18 protein-coding genes are annotated in these 15,123 nt (G+C 69.6%); 14 read left to right on the top strand and 4 right to left on the bottom strand.

What is annotated here, in order from left to right:
• Nucleotides 1-28 precede the first annotated feature (28 nt).
• Nucleotides 29-841: an AAC(3) family N-acetyltransferase gene (locus AC07AG_RS34300; RefSeq protein ID WP_478760187.1), complete on the bottom strand. Its 813-nt coding sequence runs from the start codon at nucleotides 839-841 to the stop codon at nucleotides 29-31.
• Between the two features lie 161 nt (nucleotides 842-1,002).
• Between AC07AG_RS34300 and AC07AG_RS34295 the strand changes: the two genes are divergently transcribed.
• From AC07AG_RS34295 to AC07AG_RS34260, 8 genes are all read left to right on the top strand, one after another.
• A complete protein-coding gene (locus tag AC07AG_RS34295; protein ID WP_478760186.1) occupies nucleotides 1,003-1,734 on the top strand; it encodes a helix-turn-helix transcriptional regulator in 732 nt (243 codons plus the stop codon).
• On the top strand, nucleotides 1,731-3,152 hold the full coding sequence (sufB, locus tag AC07AG_RS34290) for a Fe-S cluster assembly protein SufB (RefSeq protein ID WP_361044959.1): 1,422 nt from the start codon (nucleotides 1,731-1,733) through the stop codon (nucleotides 3,150-3,152). Before AC07AG_RS34295 ends, sufB begins: the two co-directional genes overlap by 4 nt.
• 70 nt (nucleotides 3,153-3,222) lie before the next feature.
• Nucleotides 3,223-4,404, top strand: a complete 1,182-nt coding sequence (sufD, locus tag AC07AG_RS34285; protein WP_478760183.1) for a Fe-S cluster assembly protein SufD — start codon at nucleotides 3,223-3,225, stop codon at nucleotides 4,402-4,404.
• The gene (locus AC07AG_RS34280) at nucleotides 4,401-4,718 is read left to right on the top strand and encodes a bifunctional 3-phenylpropionate/cinnamic acid dioxygenase ferredoxin subunit (RefSeq protein ID WP_160504344.1); all 318 of its coding nucleotides are present in this window, start codon (nucleotides 4,401-4,403) and stop codon (nucleotides 4,716-4,718) included. Before sufD ends, AC07AG_RS34280 begins: the two co-directional genes overlap by 4 nt.
• Nucleotides 4,719-4,723: 5 nt before the next feature.
• Nucleotides 4,724-5,488, top strand: a complete 765-nt coding sequence (gene sufC / locus AC07AG_RS34275) for a Fe-S cluster assembly ATPase SufC (protein WP_344527081.1) — start codon at nucleotides 4,724-4,726, stop codon at nucleotides 5,486-5,488.
• Nucleotides 5,485-6,741, top strand: coding sequence for a cysteine desulfurase (locus AC07AG_RS34270; protein ID WP_478760181.1), 1,257 nt, complete (start codon nucleotides 5,485-5,487; stop codon nucleotides 6,739-6,741). Before sufC ends, AC07AG_RS34270 begins: the two co-directional genes overlap by 4 nt.
• A 16-nt stretch (nucleotides 6,742-6,757) precedes the next feature.
• Nucleotides 6,758-7,228, top strand: coding sequence for a Fe-S cluster assembly sulfur transfer protein SufU (gene sufU, locus AC07AG_RS34265; protein WP_160504341.1), 471 nt, complete (start codon nucleotides 6,758-6,760; stop codon nucleotides 7,226-7,228).
• Entirely contained in the window at nucleotides 7,225-7,560 is a 336-nt protein-coding gene (locus AC07AG_RS34260; RefSeq protein ID WP_160504340.1) for a metal-sulfur cluster assembly factor, read from the top strand. The genes sufU and AC07AG_RS34260 overlap by 4 nt, the downstream gene beginning before the upstream one ends.
• A 73-nt stretch (nucleotides 7,561-7,633) precedes the next feature.
• Here AC07AG_RS34260 and AC07AG_RS34255 read toward each other — a convergent pair whose 3' ends face one another.
• The gene (locus tag AC07AG_RS34255; protein WP_478760178.1) at nucleotides 7,634-8,791 is read right to left on the bottom strand and encodes a DUF7847 domain-containing protein; all 1,158 of its coding nucleotides are present in this window, start codon (nucleotides 8,789-8,791) and stop codon (nucleotides 7,634-7,636) included.
• Nucleotides 8,792-8,927: 136 nt separating this feature from the next.
• Here AC07AG_RS34255 and AC07AG_RS34250 point away from each other — a divergent pair, with 136 nt between their 5' ends.
• The 3 genes from AC07AG_RS34250 (at nucleotide 8,928) to dapD (ending at nucleotide 10,918) form a co-directional block, all read left to right on the top strand.
• Nucleotides 8,928-9,248, top strand: a complete 321-nt coding sequence (locus tag AC07AG_RS34250; protein WP_478760176.1) for a DMT family transporter — start codon at nucleotides 8,928-8,930, stop codon at nucleotides 9,246-9,248.
• Nucleotides 9,248-9,793, top strand: coding sequence for a TetR/AcrR family transcriptional regulator (locus AC07AG_RS34245; RefSeq protein ID WP_478760175.1), 546 nt, complete (start codon nucleotides 9,248-9,250; stop codon nucleotides 9,791-9,793). Before AC07AG_RS34250 ends, AC07AG_RS34245 begins: the two co-directional genes overlap by 1 nt.
• Nucleotides 9,794-9,928: 135 nt before the next feature.
• The gene (gene dapD / locus AC07AG_RS34240) at nucleotides 9,929-10,918 is read left to right on the top strand and encodes a 2,3,4,5-tetrahydropyridine-2,6-dicarboxylate N-succinyltransferase (protein ID WP_478760173.1); all 990 of its coding nucleotides are present in this window, start codon (nucleotides 9,929-9,931) and stop codon (nucleotides 10,916-10,918) included.
• A gap of 96 nt (nucleotides 10,919-11,014) precedes the next feature.
• On the opposite strand, the gene AC07AG_RS34235 is transcribed toward dapD, so the two are convergent.
• A complete protein-coding gene (locus AC07AG_RS34235) occupies nucleotides 11,015-11,281 on the bottom strand; it encodes a DUF1905 domain-containing protein (RefSeq protein WP_478760171.1) in 267 nt (88 codons plus the stop codon).
• Between the two features lie 211 nt (nucleotides 11,282-11,492).
• Here AC07AG_RS34235 and AC07AG_RS34230 point away from each other — a divergent pair, with 211 nt between their 5' ends.
• From AC07AG_RS34230 to AC07AG_RS34220, 3 genes are all read left to right on the top strand, one after another.
• Nucleotides 11,493-12,101 (top strand): hypothetical protein, encoded by a 609-nt coding sequence (locus AC07AG_RS34230; RefSeq protein ID WP_478760169.1) that lies wholly within the window; start codon nucleotides 11,493-11,495, stop codon nucleotides 12,099-12,101.
• A gap of 142 nt (nucleotides 12,102-12,243) precedes the next feature.
• Nucleotides 12,244-12,831 (top strand): SigE family RNA polymerase sigma factor, encoded by a 588-nt coding sequence (locus AC07AG_RS34225; protein ID WP_478760636.1) that lies wholly within the window; start codon nucleotides 12,244-12,246, stop codon nucleotides 12,829-12,831.
• Entirely contained in the window at nucleotides 12,828-14,054 is a 1,227-nt protein-coding gene (locus AC07AG_RS34220; RefSeq protein WP_478760167.1) for a WD40 repeat domain-containing protein, read from the top strand. The genes AC07AG_RS34225 and AC07AG_RS34220 overlap by 4 nt, the downstream gene beginning before the upstream one ends.
• Here AC07AG_RS34220 and dapA read toward each other — a convergent pair.
• The gene (dapA, locus tag AC07AG_RS34215) at nucleotides 14,031-14,963 is read right to left on the bottom strand and encodes a 4-hydroxy-tetrahydrodipicolinate synthase (protein WP_478760166.1); all 933 of its coding nucleotides are present in this window, start codon (nucleotides 14,961-14,963) and stop codon (nucleotides 14,031-14,033) included. The genes AC07AG_RS34220 and dapA overlap by 24 nt on opposite strands.
• Between the last annotated feature and the right edge of the window lie 160 nt (nucleotides 14,964-15,123).

Genomic DNA, 15,123 nt, shown 5'->3' with positions numbered 1-15,123 from the left:
GGCGATGAGGGCCGCGGGCAGGGGGCTGTCAGCCCGCCCACTCGGCCCGTGAGCGGTGGGTGTCCAGCCACCTCTGTGCGTACGCGACCGCGTCGGCCACCGGGAAGAGCCGGGCCTTCGCCGCGCCCACCGTGCCCCGCACCACGGGGCGGTCCCGCTCGAAGTCCGAGCCGAGCTCGTCGAAGCGCTCCTCGGAGATGGAGGTCTCGCGCACGGTCGTCCAGCGGCGGCCCTGCGGGGTCATCACCGCGAAGGAGTTCTCGACCTGGGGAGCCGGGATCCGGTACTCGGCCAGGTGGAAGGCGGTGCAGGCGTCGAATCCGGCGCCGAGCAGCAGCACCCGGGCGCCCGATTCCTCCAGGCGGGCCAGCGGGCTGCGCTCGCCGAGGCGGCAGTCCAGCGCGTGCCCCTCCAGGAGGGCCTGCGCGCGGGGGCCGACCGCGGCGAAGGAGGTCTGCGGGTGGGCGCTGCGCTGGGCGCCGGGCCAGGTCCGTACGGTCTCGGGGACCACGCCGACGCCGCGGGTGGGGGTGGTGCGCGGGTCGTACGCGGGGATCGAGGCGCGGATCTCGGGCCACCAGGACTCGGGAACGGGCGGGTTCTCCCACTCGGCGGGGTCGGAGTTGTCGCCGGACTGCGTGGGGACCACCAGGGTGCCCTTTTGGCCCAGTGCGTCGAGCAGTGCCTGGACGACGGCGACAGAGCCTCCGCTGACCCAGCCGAGCGCGCTCAGCGAGGAGTGCACGAGGAGGGTCTCACCGGGGCTCACACCGAGCTCGCCGAGGTCGGTCGCGAGGGACGCGCGCGTACACAAAGGGCCGGTGGGAGGGGGTGTGGACATGGTCAGAGAGTCTCCTCGCCCCTGCCTCCGCGCGCCACCGATTTGATCGATCAGTGATCATTTCCGCAGGTCAGCTTAGGTATGCCTAAGTGATGCAGCGCACCGGACCGTGATCCGGACGCGGGTTGTCAGGCTCTGAGGAATTACGCAACAATGGCGTTGTGAAAAACGTTGGCGAGGCTCCGCAGGAGGAACTCGCGACCGGGGAGCGATCAACACGCAACCGGGTCGCGCGCTCCATCCTGGACCACGGCCCCTCCACGGTGGCCGACCTCGCAGGGCGCCTCGGCCTGACCCAGGCCGCGGTCCGCCGCCACCTCGACACGCTCGCCCATGAGAATGTCGTCGAGCCCCGTGAGCAGCGGGTCTATGGAGCCCGCACACGTGGCCGCCCCGCCAAGGTCTTCGCGCTCACCGACTGCGGCCGGGACGCCTTCGACCAGTCGTACGACAAGCTCGCCGCCGACGCCCTGCGCTGGATCAGCGAGCGGCACGGCGAAGGAGCGGTCGTCGAATTCGCCCGCGAGCGGATGGCCGCCCAGGCCGTGGCCTACCGCAAGGCGATCGACGCGGCACCTGCCGAGCAGCGCACGGAGGCTCTCGCGAAGGCATTGACCGCCGACGGGTACGCTGCTACGGCCCGCACGGCGCCAGTAGGCGAGCAGCTGTGCCAGCATCACTGCCCGGTCGCCCACGTCGCCGAGCAGTACCCACAACTTTGCGAGGCGGAGACGGAGATCTTCTCCGCCCTCCTGGGGACGCACGTCCAGCGGCTCGCCACCATCGCCCACGGCGACGGCGTCTGCACGACGTTCATTCCCCGCAACACCTCGCAGCCCCCAGAGTCCACAGACAACGCATCCGCAAGCACGGCCGGGAGGAACCCCGCATGACGCTCCCCACGGAGACTGCCCACCCCGAACTCGATGGTCTGGGCACGTACGAATACGGCTGGGCCGACTCCGACGTGGCCGGGGCTTCCGCCAAGCGCGGCATCAACGAGGACGTCGTCAAGGACATCTCGCAGAAGAAGTCCGAGCCCGAGTGGATGACGAAGCTGCGCCTCAAGGGTCTGCGGCTCTTCGACAAGAAGCCCATGCCCAACTGGGGCTCGGACCTGTCGGGCATCGACTTCGACAACATCAAGTACTTCGTGCGGTCCACGGAGAAGCAGGCGGCGTCCTGGGAGGACCTGCCCGAGGACATCAAGAACACGTACGACAAGCTCGGCATCCCCGAGGCGGAGAAGCAGCGCCTCGTCGCCGGTGTCGCGGCCCAGTACGAGTCCGAGGTCGTCTACCACCAGATCCGTGAGGACCTGGAGGAGCAGGGCGTCATCTTCATGGACACGGACACGGCGCTGAAGGAGCACCCGGAGCTCTTCAAGGAGTACTTCGGCACGGTCATCCCGGTCGGCGACAACAAGTTCGCGTCGCTGAACACCGCGGTGTGGTCCGGTGGCTCGTTCATCTACGTCCCCAAGGGCGTACAGGTCGAGATCCCGCTCCAGGCCTACTTCCGCATCAACACGGAGAACATGGGCCAGTTCGAGCGGACCCTCATCATCGTGGACGAGGACGCCTACGTTCACTACGTCGAGGGCTGCACGGCGCCGATCTACAAGTCGGACTCCCTGCACTCCGCCGTCGTCGAGATCATCGTCAAGAAGGGCGGCCGCTGCCGCTACACGACGATCCAGAACTGGTCGAACAACGTCTACAACCTGGTCACCAAGCGCGCCGTGGCGTACGAGGGCGCGACCATGGAGTGGATCGACGGCAACATCGGCTCCAAGGTGACGATGAAGTACCCCGCCGTCTACCTCATGGGCGAGCACGCCAAGGGCGAGACGCTGTCCATCGCCTTCGCGGGCGAGGGCCAGCACCAGGACGCCGGTTCCAAGATGGTCCACATGGCGCCCAACACGTCCTCCAACATCGTCTCGAAGTCCGTGGCGCGTGGCGGTGGCCGCACCTCCTACCGCGGTCTCGTCGAGATCGGCGAGGGCGCTGCCGGATCGAAGTCGAACGTGCTGTGCGACGCACTGCTCGTCGACACGATCTCCCGCTCGGACACCTACCCCTACGTGGACGTCCGCGAGGACGACGTGTCCATGGGCCACGAGGCGACCGTCTCCAAGGTCTCCGACGACCAGCTCTTCTACCTGATGAGCCGCGGTCTGACGGAGTTCGAGGCCATGGCGATGATCGTGCGCGGCTTCGTCGAGCCGATCGCCAAGGAGCTGCCCATGGAGTACGCCCTGGAGCTGAACCGGCTGATCGAGCTGCAGATGGAGGGCTCGGTCGGCTAAAGCCCCCGGCCCGTCCCCGCAGCGACTGACTTCTTACGCAGTGACGCAGAGAGAGAGCACGACGACAGCCATGGCTGAGGCTCAGAACATTCCGGTGGGGTCCACCACCGCCGGGTCCATCGCGGTGGCCGCCGAGTCCACCGTCGCCACCCGCATGAGCGCGCCCCCGTCCTTCGACGTGGCGGACTTCCCGGTCCCCCACGGTCGCGAGGAGGAGTGGCGGTTCACTCCGCTGGAGCGCCTGCGCGGTCTGCACGACGGCACGGCGGTCGCCACCGGCGGCATCCGTGTCGAGGTGACGGCCCCGGCCGGCGTGACCCAGGAGACCGTCGGCCGTGACGACGCGCGCGTGGGCAAGGCGGGCAAGCCCGTCGACCGCGTGGCCGCGCAGGCCTACACCTCCTTCGAGAAGGCCTCGGTGGTGACCGTCCCCAAGGAGACGGTCCTGACCGAGCCGATCCGCATCGCCGTGCACGGCGAGGGCGGCATCGCCTTCGCGCACCAGGTGATCGAGCTGGGCGCGTTCGCCGAGGCCCTCGTCGTCATCGACCACACCGGTGACGCCGTGCTGGCGGCCAACGTCGACTTCATCGTCGGCGACGGCGCCAAGCTGACCGTCGTCTCCGTGCAGGACTGGGACGAGAAGACCGTCCACGTCGCCCAGCACAACGCGCTGATCGGCCGGGACGCCACCTTCAAGTCGGTCGTCGTGACCTTCGGCGGCGACGTCGTCCGCCTGCACCCCCGCGTCGAGTACGCGGGCCCGGGCGGCGAGGCCGAGCTCATCGGCCTGTACGTCACCGACGCAGGCCAGCACCAGGAGCACCGCCTCCTGGTCGACCACAACCAGCCGCACTGCAAGTCGAACGTCGTCTACAAGGGCGCGCTCCAGGGCGACGACGCCCACGCGGTGTGGATCGGCGACGTCCTCATCGAGGCCGCCGCCGAGGGCACGGACACGTACGAGATGAACCGCAACCTGGTTCTGACCGACGGCGCCCGCGTCGACTCCGTGCCGAACCTCGAGATCGAGACCGGCGAGATCGTCGGCGCGGGACACGCGTCGGCGACCGGCCGCTTCGACGACGAGCAGCTCTTCTACCTGCAGTCGCGCGGTATCCCGGAGGGCGAGGCACGCCGCCTGGTCGTCCGTGGATTCTTCGCCGAGCTGATCCAGCAGATCGGCCTGCCCGACGTCGAAGAGCGCCTCCTCACCAAGATCGAAGAGGAGCTGGAGGCGTCGGCGGCATGACATTCGTACGCGCCTGTGGACTGAGCGAGCTCTCGGAGGACACCCCGAAGCGGGTGGAACTCGACGGCACGCCGGTCTCGGTCGTCAACACCGAGGGCGAGGTGTTCGCGATCCACGACATCTGCTCGCACGCGAACGTCTCCCTCTCCGAGGGCGAGGTGGAGGACTGTCAGATCGAATGCTGGCTGCACGGCTCCAGCTTCGACCTCCGCACCGGCAAGCCGTCCGGTCTCCCCGCGACGCGCCCCGTCCCCGTATACCCCGTAAAGATCGAAGGGGACGATGTGCTCGTCTCCCTCACCCAGGAGTCCTGAGGCACATGGCAACGCTTGAAATCCGCGACCTGCACGTCACCGTCGAGGTCGAGAACGGCACCAAGGAAATCCTCAAGGGTGTCGACCTGACCGTGAAGCAGGGCGAGACGCACGCCATCATGGGCCCGAACGGCTCCGGCAAGTCGACGCTCGCCTACTCCATTGCGGGTCACCCCAAGTACACGATCACCAAGGGCACCGTCACCCTCGACGGCGAGGACGTCCTGGAGATGTCCGTCGACGAGCGCGCCCGCGCCGGCATGTTCCTGGCCATGCAGTACCCGGTCGAGGTCCCCGGCGTCTCGGTCTCCAACTTCCTGCGTACGTCGGCGACGGCGATCCGCGGCGAGGCCCCCAAGCTGCGCACCTGGGTGAAGGAGGTCAAGTCCGCGATGGAGCAGCTCCAGATGGACCCGGCCTTCGCCGAGCGCAACGTGAACGAGGGCTTCTCCGGCGGTGAGAAGAAGCGCCACGAGATCCTCCAGATGGAGCTCCTCAAGCCGAAGATCGCGATCCTCGACGAGACCGACTCCGGCCTGGACGTCGACGCCCTGCGTCAGGTCTCGGACGGCGTCAACCGCGTCCGCGAGACCGGTGAGGTCGGCACCCTGCTGATCACGCACTACACGCGCATCCTGCGCTACATCAAGCCCGACTTCGTGCACGTCTTCGCGAACGGCCGCATCGCCGAGTCCGGCGGCGCCGAGCTCGCCGACAAGCTCGAGGCCGAGGGCTACGAGGCCTACACGAAGGGTGGCGTATCCGCGTGACACAGCTGCCGGGCCTCCTCGACACCGAGGCGATCCGCAAGGACTTCCCCATCCTGGATCGCACGATCCACGACGGCAAGAAGCTCGTCTACCTGGACAACGCGGCCACGTCCCAGACCCCGCGCCAGGTGCTCGACGTACTCAACGAGTACTACGAGAAGCACAACGCCAACGTCCACCGCGGCGTGCACGTCCTCGCGGAGGAGGCCACGGCGCTGTACGAGGGCGCCCGTGACAAGGTCGCGGCGTTCATCAACGCGCCGAGCCGCGACGAGGTGATCTTCACGAAGAACGCCTCGGAGTCGCTCAACCTCGTGGCGAACATGCTGGGCTGGGCCGACGAGCCCTACCGCGTGGACCACGAGACCGAGATCGTCATCACGGAGATGGAGCACCACTCCAACATCGTGCCGTGGCAGCTGCTCTCGCAGCGCACGGGCGCGAAGCTGAAGTGGTTCGGTCTCACGGACGACGGCCGGCTCGACCTGTCCAACATCAACGAGATCATCACGGAGAAGACGAAGATCGTCTCCTTCGTCCTGGTCTCGAACATCCTGGGCACGCTCAACCCCGTCGAGGCGATCGTCCGCCGCGCGCAGGAAGTCGGCGCGCTGGTCCTGATCGACGCCTCGCAGGCCGCCCCGCACATGGTGCTCGACGTGCAGGCGCTGCAGGCCGACTTCGTGGCCTTCACCGGCCACAAGATGCTCGGCCCGACGGGCATCGGCGTCCTGTGGGGACGGCAGGAACTCCTCGAGGACCTGCCGCCGTTCCTCGGCGGCGGCGAGATGATCGAGACCGTGTCGATGAGCTCGTCGACGTACGCTCCCGCGCCGCACAAGTTCGAGGCGGGCACGCCCCCGGTCTCCCAGGCCGTCGGCCTGGGCGCGGCCGTGGACTACCTGTCCGCGATCGGCATGGACAAGATCGCCGCTCATGAGCACGCGATCACCGAGTACGCGGTCAAGCGCCTCCTGGAGGTCCCCGACCTCCGGATCATCGGCCCGGCATCGGCCGAGGACCGCGGCGCCGCGATCTCCTTCACGCTCGGCGACATCCACCCGCATGACGTGGGCCAGGTCCTGGACGAGGAAGGCATCGCGGTCCGCGTGGGTCACCACTGCGCCCGCCCGGTCTGCCTCCGCTACGGAATTCCTGCGACCACACGAGCGTCGTTCTATCTGTACTCCACGCCCGGCGAGATCGACGCGCTGATCGACGGCCTGGAGCACGTACGGAACTTCTTCGGCTGAGGGGCTGGCTGGGAACGTGAAGCTGGATTCGATGTACCAGGAAGTCATCCTGGACCACTACAAGCACCCGCACGGGCGCGGTCTGCGTGATGGCGACGCCGAGGTGCACCACGTCAACCCGACGTGCGGCGACGAGATCACGCTGCGCGTGAAGTACGACGGGTCGACGATCGCCGACGTGTCGTACGAGGGCCAGGGCTGCTCCATCAGCCAGGCCAGCGCATCCGTCCTGAACGACCTGCTGGTCGGAAAGGAGCTCGCCGAGGCGCAGAAGGTCCAGGAAGTCTTCCTGGAGCTGATGCAGTCCAAGGGCAAGCTGGAGCCGGACGACGCGATGGAGGAGGTCCTCGAGGACGCCGTCGCGTTCGCCGGGGTCTCGAAGTACCCGGCGCGTGTGAAGTGTGCTCTGCTGAGCTGGATGGCGTGGAAGGACGCGACGGCGCAGGCACTCGGTACCGACGACGTCGCTGAGAGGAAGACCGCATGAGCGAGAACGAGACCCTGACCAAGCCGGCCTCGGAAGAAGAGGTCCGCGAGGCGCTGTACGACGTGGTCGACCCCGAGCTGGGCATCGACGTCGTCAACCTCGGCCTGATCTACGGCATCCACGTCGACGACGCGAACATCGCGACGATCGACATGACGCTCACCTCGGCGGCCTGCCCGCTGACGGACGTCATCGAGGACCAGGCCAAGTCCGCCACCGACGGCATCGTCAACGAGCTCCGGATCAACTGGGTCTGGATGCCGCCGTGGGGCCCGGACAAGATCACGGACGACGGCCGCGAGCAGCTTCGCGCGCTCGGGTTCAACGTCTGAGGTGTGACAGGTAGTTCTGCCGGTTCGGCCCCCTGCGCTGGTGCGCGGGGGGCCGAACCGCGTTTCGCGGCCCTTACGGGGACGGGCTCAGGGGCGCGCCCTGCCGGGCGTCCGCCTCGTCGTCGGCGGCGGCCTGCGTGAGCGCCTGCGCAAGGCCCTCCTTGCGGATGCGCTGGTCGATGTAGAGCACGGCGGTCACCAGGGGCAGGAACACGCTGGCGGCCAGCTGCGTGACGAACGTGGCGACCAGGGTGAACACGGCGTACAGGCCGAACTGGGAGCGCAGTTGGTCGAACAGGACCGTGGAGGTGGAGTCGTCCGGGTCCACCACGGGCGGCTCCGGCGCGGCGAACTGCAGGGGGATGCGCACCGCCAGGGACACGACGCCCACGATGAACCCGGCAAGCAGGGAGATGCCGAACGTGCGCCACCAGGCCCCGCGGACCAGGCGTACGGAGCGGCGCAGCGCCTGGAACGGGCCCGCCGTCTCCAGGGACGCGGCGGCCGGGGCGAAGGCGAACAGGACGTAGAGCCAGGCGGCCAGCGGGGTCACGACGAGCAGCAACAGGAAGACCAGGCCGAACGGCGCGGCCGACTGCGTCATGACCGTCACGAAGAACGAGACGAAGAGCAGCATGCACGCGCCGAGCGGCAGCATCAGGATGAAGGCGAGCAGCACGGTCACGCCCATCACGGACGGCGTCCGCGACCACGCCCTGCGCCAGACCCCCGCGAACGTCGCGGGGCGGCCGAGCACCGCCTCGTGCAGCGTGGCCGCGCACGAGGCCTGGATGAACGAGTTGACCGCCAGCGTGGCGAGCATGCCCATCAGCCACACCGCGCCGAACGCGATCAGGATCGGCCTGCCGTGGTCCCAGGAGAACGTCGCGTCGGTCTCGCTCAGCGCCTGGAAGTGCTCACGTACGGAGAGGTAGGCGAGGGCGGCTGCCGTGGCCATGACCACGGCGAGCAGGCCGTACGCCGCGACCGCGGTGCCGAACAGCGGCTTCGCGTACCGCCGCATCGTGGCGAACGTGCCGCCGAGGACGTGGTCGACGCCCAGCGGGGCGAGGGGTATGACGCCCGGCTTGGGCGGTGGGGGCGGCGGCGCCCAGGCACCGTTCCAGCCCCAGCCGGGCGGCGGCCCGCCGTACGGCCCCTGCGGTCCCCCGTACGGCCCCGGCGGCCCGCCGTACGGCCCCTGCGGCCCCCACCCCGACGTGTCTGACATCGCTCTTGTGCTCCGTAGCTCCATGCGGTGTCCCGCGTGTGTTCTCTGTGGCCCCCCACAGCGATCGCGTCACCTTAGCCGGTCTTCCCACCCTTGTTATGTACGCCCGTACGCAACGTTGTGTACACTCGTACGCATGGGATACGGACTGCTGGCCGCGGCCATCGCGGCGGAGGTGGCCGGGACGACGGCCATGAAGTACAGCGAAGGGTTCAGCAGGCTGTGGCCCTCGCTGATCACCGTCGCGGGCTATCTGATCGCCTTCACACTGCTCGCGCAGACCCTGAAGACGCTGTCCGTCGGCACCGCCTACGCGATCTGGGCGGGCGCGGGGACCGCCGCGGTCGCCGCCATCGGGATGCTGTTCATGGGGGAGTCCACGAGCCTTGTCAAGATCTCGGGGATCGCCCTGGTGATCGCGGGCGTCGTCGTGCTCAACCTCGGAGGTGCGCATTGATGGCCCGGCGCTACGACCCCGAGCGGCGCCAGCGGATCATCGACGCCGCGATCCGGGTGGTGGGGGAGAAGGGGATCGGCGGACTCAGCCACCGCTCCGCCGCGGCCGAGGCCGATGTGCCGCTCGGCTCCACCACCTACCACTTCAAGACACTCGACGAGCTGATGGTGGCTGCGCTGCGGCAGGCCAACGAGGGGTTCGCCAAGGCGGTCACCGCGAGCGGAGCGTTCGAGGACACGCGGGTCGGCATCGCCGGTGAGCTCGCCTCGCTGCTCGGCGAGTGGCTCGCGGGGGACCGGACGGAGCTGGAGCTGGAGTACGAGCTCTATCTGGCCGCCCTGCGCAAGCCCGCGCTGAAGCCCGTCGCCGCCGAGTGCGGCGAGGGGCTCGCCGAGGTGCTGCGGCGGCGCACCGACCCCGTCACCGCGCAGGCGCTGGTCTCGCTCGTGGACGGGATCTGTCTGCAGGTGCTGCTGACGGGTGTGCCGTACGACGAGGCGTACGCGCGCGAGGTGTTCAACCGGCTTGTCCCGGAGGGCGATTGACCGCCGCGGACGGTGGGACGCCGCCGGTGAGCCGGAACGCGGGCGTCACCGTCGTCGGTGCGGTCCTCTCCACGGCGTGGCCCGGTCACTGAGACCGGTTCGCCCGCGCGGCGCGCCGCCGGTTAGGTTTTCCCCATGACCGACACGAACGCTTCCCGCACCACCGGCGCCGTCGCCGCAGGCCTCGCCACCGTCACCGCCGACGGCACCGTCCTCGACACCTGGTTCCCCGCGCCCGAGCTCGTCGCCGAAGCGGGCCCCGCCGGCTCCGAGCGGCTCACCGCCGAGCGTGCCGTGGAGCTGCTCGGCGAGGGCGCCGCCAAGGCGATCGGCCAGGACGCCCGCCGTGGCGTGGAGATCGTCGCCGTACGTACGGTCATCGCGTCCCTCGACGACAAGCCGCTCGACGCGCACGACGTGTACCTGCGTCTGCACCTGCTCAGCCACCGCCTGGTGAAGCCGCACGGCCTGAACCTGGACGGCCAGTTCGGCTTCCTGCCCAACGTCGCCTGGACCTCGCTCGGCCCGGTGGCCGTCGACGACGTCGAGAAGGTGCGGCTCAACGCCCGCGCCGAAGGCCTGCACCTCGCCGTGACGTCCATCGACAAGTTCCCGCGCATGACGGACTACGTCGCGCCGAAGGGCGTCCGCATCGCCGACGCCGACCGCGTGCGGCTCGGCGCGCACCTCGCCGAGGGCACGACCGTCATGCACGAGGGCTTCGTGAACTTCAACGCGGGCACGCTCGGCACCTCCATGGTCGAGGGCCGCATCTCCGCCGGTGTGGTCGTCGGCGACGGCTCCGACATCGGTGGCGGTGCCTCCACGATGGGCACCCTCTCCGGCGGCGGCAACGTCCGCATCGTCATCGGCGAGCGCTGCCTGATCGGCGCCGAGGCGGGCGTCGGCATCGCGCTCGGCGACGAGTGCGTCGTCGAGGCCGGGCTCTACGTCACCGCCGGGACCCGGGTGACCATGCCCGACGGGCAGATCGTCAAGGCCCGCGAGCTCTCCGGCGCCTCGAACATCCTCTTCCGCCGCAACTCGGTCTCCGGGGCCGTCGAGGCCCGCCCGAACAACGCGGTGTGGGGCGGCCTGAACGACGTGCTGCACAGCCACAACTGATCCATCGGATCCGTCGGAACCATCGGATCCATCGGCGAGCGCCCTTCCACGGCCCATGCGGGCCCGGGAGGGCGCTCGCGCGTCGGGGCTTCCTGATCACCCAAGCCGCTCTTCCAGGCGGACCGTCACGGTGTCGCCTTCCTCCTTGCCGATCGCCTTGCGCACGTCCGCCTTCACGGGCAGCTTGTGCCTGCCGTCCCCCAGGGCCATGAACGAGCTGCGGAACGGATGACCGTCGATCGTGCCCCGGATCTTCACCAGGCCACGGGTGCCGAAGAACTCGGCCGAATCGGGCCAGACGACATAGGTCCAGCCGCCCTTGCTCGGGCTCTTGTGCAGGGTCGCGGTGAATTGCTTGTCCATGACAGATGTCCCTCTGGTCAGGAGTGTCGACGAGGATCCCGCTTCGTCCGGCCTTCTCCAGGTAAGACGGACGCCGGCGGGGAAACTCATCGGCCGGCTCCACGCAGGCCGGCCGGACAGGAGCTGGGCGGGATCGGCGCCGAAGCTGCCGACCTTGCGTAAGCTGCCCTCCCAAACGTGCGTACGCCGCGTGGGACGACAGGAGAGCAACATGCACCGAGCGGGTATCCGGGCCCTGGCCCTGGGCGGAGTGGCGGTACTCGCGCTGGTGGCCGGGTGCGGTCAGAGCGCGGGGCAGACCAAGGACGTCGGCCAGGGGGCGGCGCAAGGGGCGAACCGGATCTCGACCGGCGACCACGGTTACCCGCTGGAGAAGAGCGACATTCACTGGAGCGGCAGCCCCAGCCCGTTCAACGCGCAGGTCAAGCTCCCCGACGGGCGCCGCGTGGCGATGCACTACATGAAGGGCAAGGGGCTCCTCGTGCAGGACTACAGCCCCAAGGCCAAGGGCTGGTCCAAGTCGGCCCTGGTCTACAAGACCAAGACCGACGCCTGCCAGGGGATCACGCTCAAGGCCAAGGACGGCACCGTCGCGGCCTTCGGGGACTTCGGCGTGTACTGCGCCGACGGCGAGCCGCCGACCGAGTCGGTCGCCGCGGTCGCCACCGGCCCCCTGACCAAGTGGGCCACGCACCTCACCAAGGACTTCGACGGCTGGGAGAAGATCGCCGTCGCCGCCGGGGGCAAGAAGGTCACGTTCAGCCGGGGCGGCGACACGCTCCTGTGGACCAAGGCCGGGGGCTTCCCCGCCGCGGGCTGACATCCCTCGCGTAAGGGAGCGGCCACCCCTCGGGGTGGCCGCTCCCTCTGCGTTCCGTTCCGGGACAGGCATAGCCGGGGGCGTCCCGGACCGTCTTCATGGGTGAGGGGGGCACCAGGCCCACCGGGGAGCGAAGGTGACGATGGATGCCCAGGCACAGGAGAGCTTCCGGGAGTTCGTGGCGAGCCGTACGCCGGCGCTGCTGAAGACCGCTGTGCTGCTCAGCGGCGGCGACCGGCACGCGGCCGAGGACCTGCTGCAGAACGCGCTGGTCAAGGCCGCGGGACGCTGGCACAGGATCGACGACCCGGAGGCGTACGTCCGGCAGATCCTCTACCGGCAGCAGGTCAGCCGCTGGCGTCTGAAGTGGCCGCGGCGCGAACTGGCCGTCGCCGAACCGCCGGAGAGCCCTCAGGGGACCGTGCGGGACGGCGCGGGCGCCGCCGAGCTGCGGATCGTGATGCGGGCGGCGCTCGCCCGGCTCACCACGCGGCAGCGCACCGTACTGGTCCTGCGCTACTTCGAGGACCTGCCGGAGGCCGACGTGGCCCGGCTCCTCGGCTGCTCCGTAGGCACCGTGCGCAGCACCACGCACCGCTCGCTCGCCAAGCTGCGGGGCCTCGCCCCCGAACTGGCGGCGCTGGACGGGCCGGACACCGGCACCGGTCGGCCGCCGTCCCGTGACCACTCGCCCGTCTCGCCCGTGTCGTCCGTGGAGGTACAGCCGTGAACGTGGAAGAACTGGTGCGCGCCTCGCTCCGGGAGCAGGCGGACGACGGTGTGCGGCCCCCGGCCGGGTTCGCCGACCGGGTGCTGACCGTGCGGCGCCGCCGCAGGACGCGGGCCATCGCGGGCCTCGCGGTGGCCACCGCGGCCGTGGTCGCCGCCGCGGTGGGCGTTCCCGCGCTCGACGGGGGCGGCGAGGACGTACGCCCGGCGAGCGACAAGCAGCCCGGCGACGTCATCGCCCATCCCGACCAGTCGCCGCCGCGCGATCTGATCGCGGCGGGCAACACCGCGCTCGCCGCGTTCTACACCGTCAAGAACACCAAGCAGCCCGGCGGCGACGAGCTCATGACCCGCACGTACGGGCTTTTGGACCAGAAGACCGGGAAGTACGAGAAGGCCCCCGAGAAGTGGGCCTGGATCGATGTCGCGCCGGGCATGCGGACCGCCGCCGTCCTGGAGGGCGAACTCCCCGCCCGGCGCATCGGCATCCTCGACCTGATCACCGGCAAGGTGGAGCGCTGGATCCCGGTCGGGCACCAGGTGGCGGGGGTGAGTTGGTCACCCGACGGCAGCAAGCTGGTCGCCACCGCGTACGGCAAGAACCCCGACCGGCTCATCGACCTGCCGGGCGACCACCCCGACAACGACCCCCAGCGACACGGCAGCCGCACCGGGTTCTACGTGATCGACTCCTCGTCGGGCCAGGTGGGAACGTTCCGTGAACTGCCGCAGAAGACCGACAGCAAGTTCGGCTTCTTCGAGGGCAACTCGCGCGAGGACCTGGAGTGGAGCCGCGACGGCAAGCTGCTCTACGTACAGCTGGCGATGGGGGCCGACGGCGAGAACCGCGCCTGGTACACGCCGAAGGGAGACAAGGCCGAGGCGCCCGCCGGCGAGCGGTACGCGGGCTGGCCCGAGGCGGGCCTGTCGCCCGACGGCAAGCTGCTCGCGAGCGACGGCAACGACAAGGGCTCACCGGTCCTCGACCCGAGGACCGGCAAGGAGATCACCAAGGTGCCGGGACAGCAGCTGCTCGCCTGGGCCGACAACAAGCGGATCATCGCGTGGGGCTGCGACCCGAAGAAGTGCGGCGGCAAGGGGGAGTTCCGCAATCAGCTCCTCCTGGTGACGGTCGGCAGCAAGAAGGTCGTGCCGCTGAGCGACTTCCGCAAGGCGTCGGACACCTACCCCGGCCGCTGGTCACCCCTGTTCGCCACCCGCTGACACCAGGTCCGCCTGCCGCAGCGCCTCGTACGCGGTCAGCAGCCCGTCGGTCGCCTCGCGGCCGGCGGGCCGCAGCGGTGCGCGGACGGGGCCGCCGGGCAGACCGAGCGAGCCGAGCAGTGCCTTGGAGGTGACCGTGCCCGGAAGGCCCGAGCCCATCATCAACTCGATGAGTTCCATGGCCTGTTGCTGAAGCCGCCGCGCCCCCGCCGCGTCACCCGCGTCGAACGCGTCGATGATCGCCCGGAGTTGGCGGGGCACCGCATTGGCCACCGTGCTGATGTAGCCGACGCCGCCCACCGCGTACAGCGCCAGGATGAACTCGTCGCAGCCGGTGTAGTACGCCAAGTCCGTCCGGGACATGACCTTCTGGGTGCCCATCAGGTCGTACGCGCAGTCCTTCACGGCGACGATCCGTGGATGCTCCGCGAGCCGCAGCATCGTCTCCGGCTCGATGCGTGTCCCCGTGCGCCCCGGGATGTCGTACAGCGCGAGCGGAAGACCGGACGCGTCGGCGACCTCCAGGAAGTGCGCCTCGACGGCGTCCTGCGGCGGCTTGTTGTAGTAGGGCGTGACCACCAACAGGCCGTCCGCGCCCGCCTTTTCGGCCTGCAGCGCCATCTCGACGGTGTGCCGCGTGGCGAAGCTGCCGACGCCCGCGACGACCGTGGCCCGATCGCCGACCGCCTCGGCGACGGCGCGCACGAGCGCGGCCTTCTCGCTGTCGGACGTGGTGGGCGACTCGCCGGTGGTGCCGGAGAGCACGAGCCCGTCGCAGCCGTCGGCCACCAGGCGCTCGGCGAGCAGCTGGGCGCCGTCCAGGTCGAGCAGACCGTCGTCCGTGAAGGGAGTGACCATCGCGCAGAGGGCGCGGCCGAAGAGGGGATGGGCTGGTGAGGGAGAGGCCATGGAGGCAGTGTCGGCACACCGACGCTGAAGCTCCACTTAATTCTGCTACGAGATGTTCGACAGGAATGCTACGAGGTGGCCGCCGAGGGGCCCATCAGGGGGAGGCGGTGGCCCCCTTGTGTCGATTCCCGTCCCGGCAGCGGTGTAGCACCCGCCGATG

The sequence above is a fragment of the Streptomyces sp. NPDC044044 genome (genome assembly GCF_056434405.1).
Note: the sequence above shows the minus strand (reverse complement) of the source record. Positions and strands in the feature narration are given on the sequence as shown.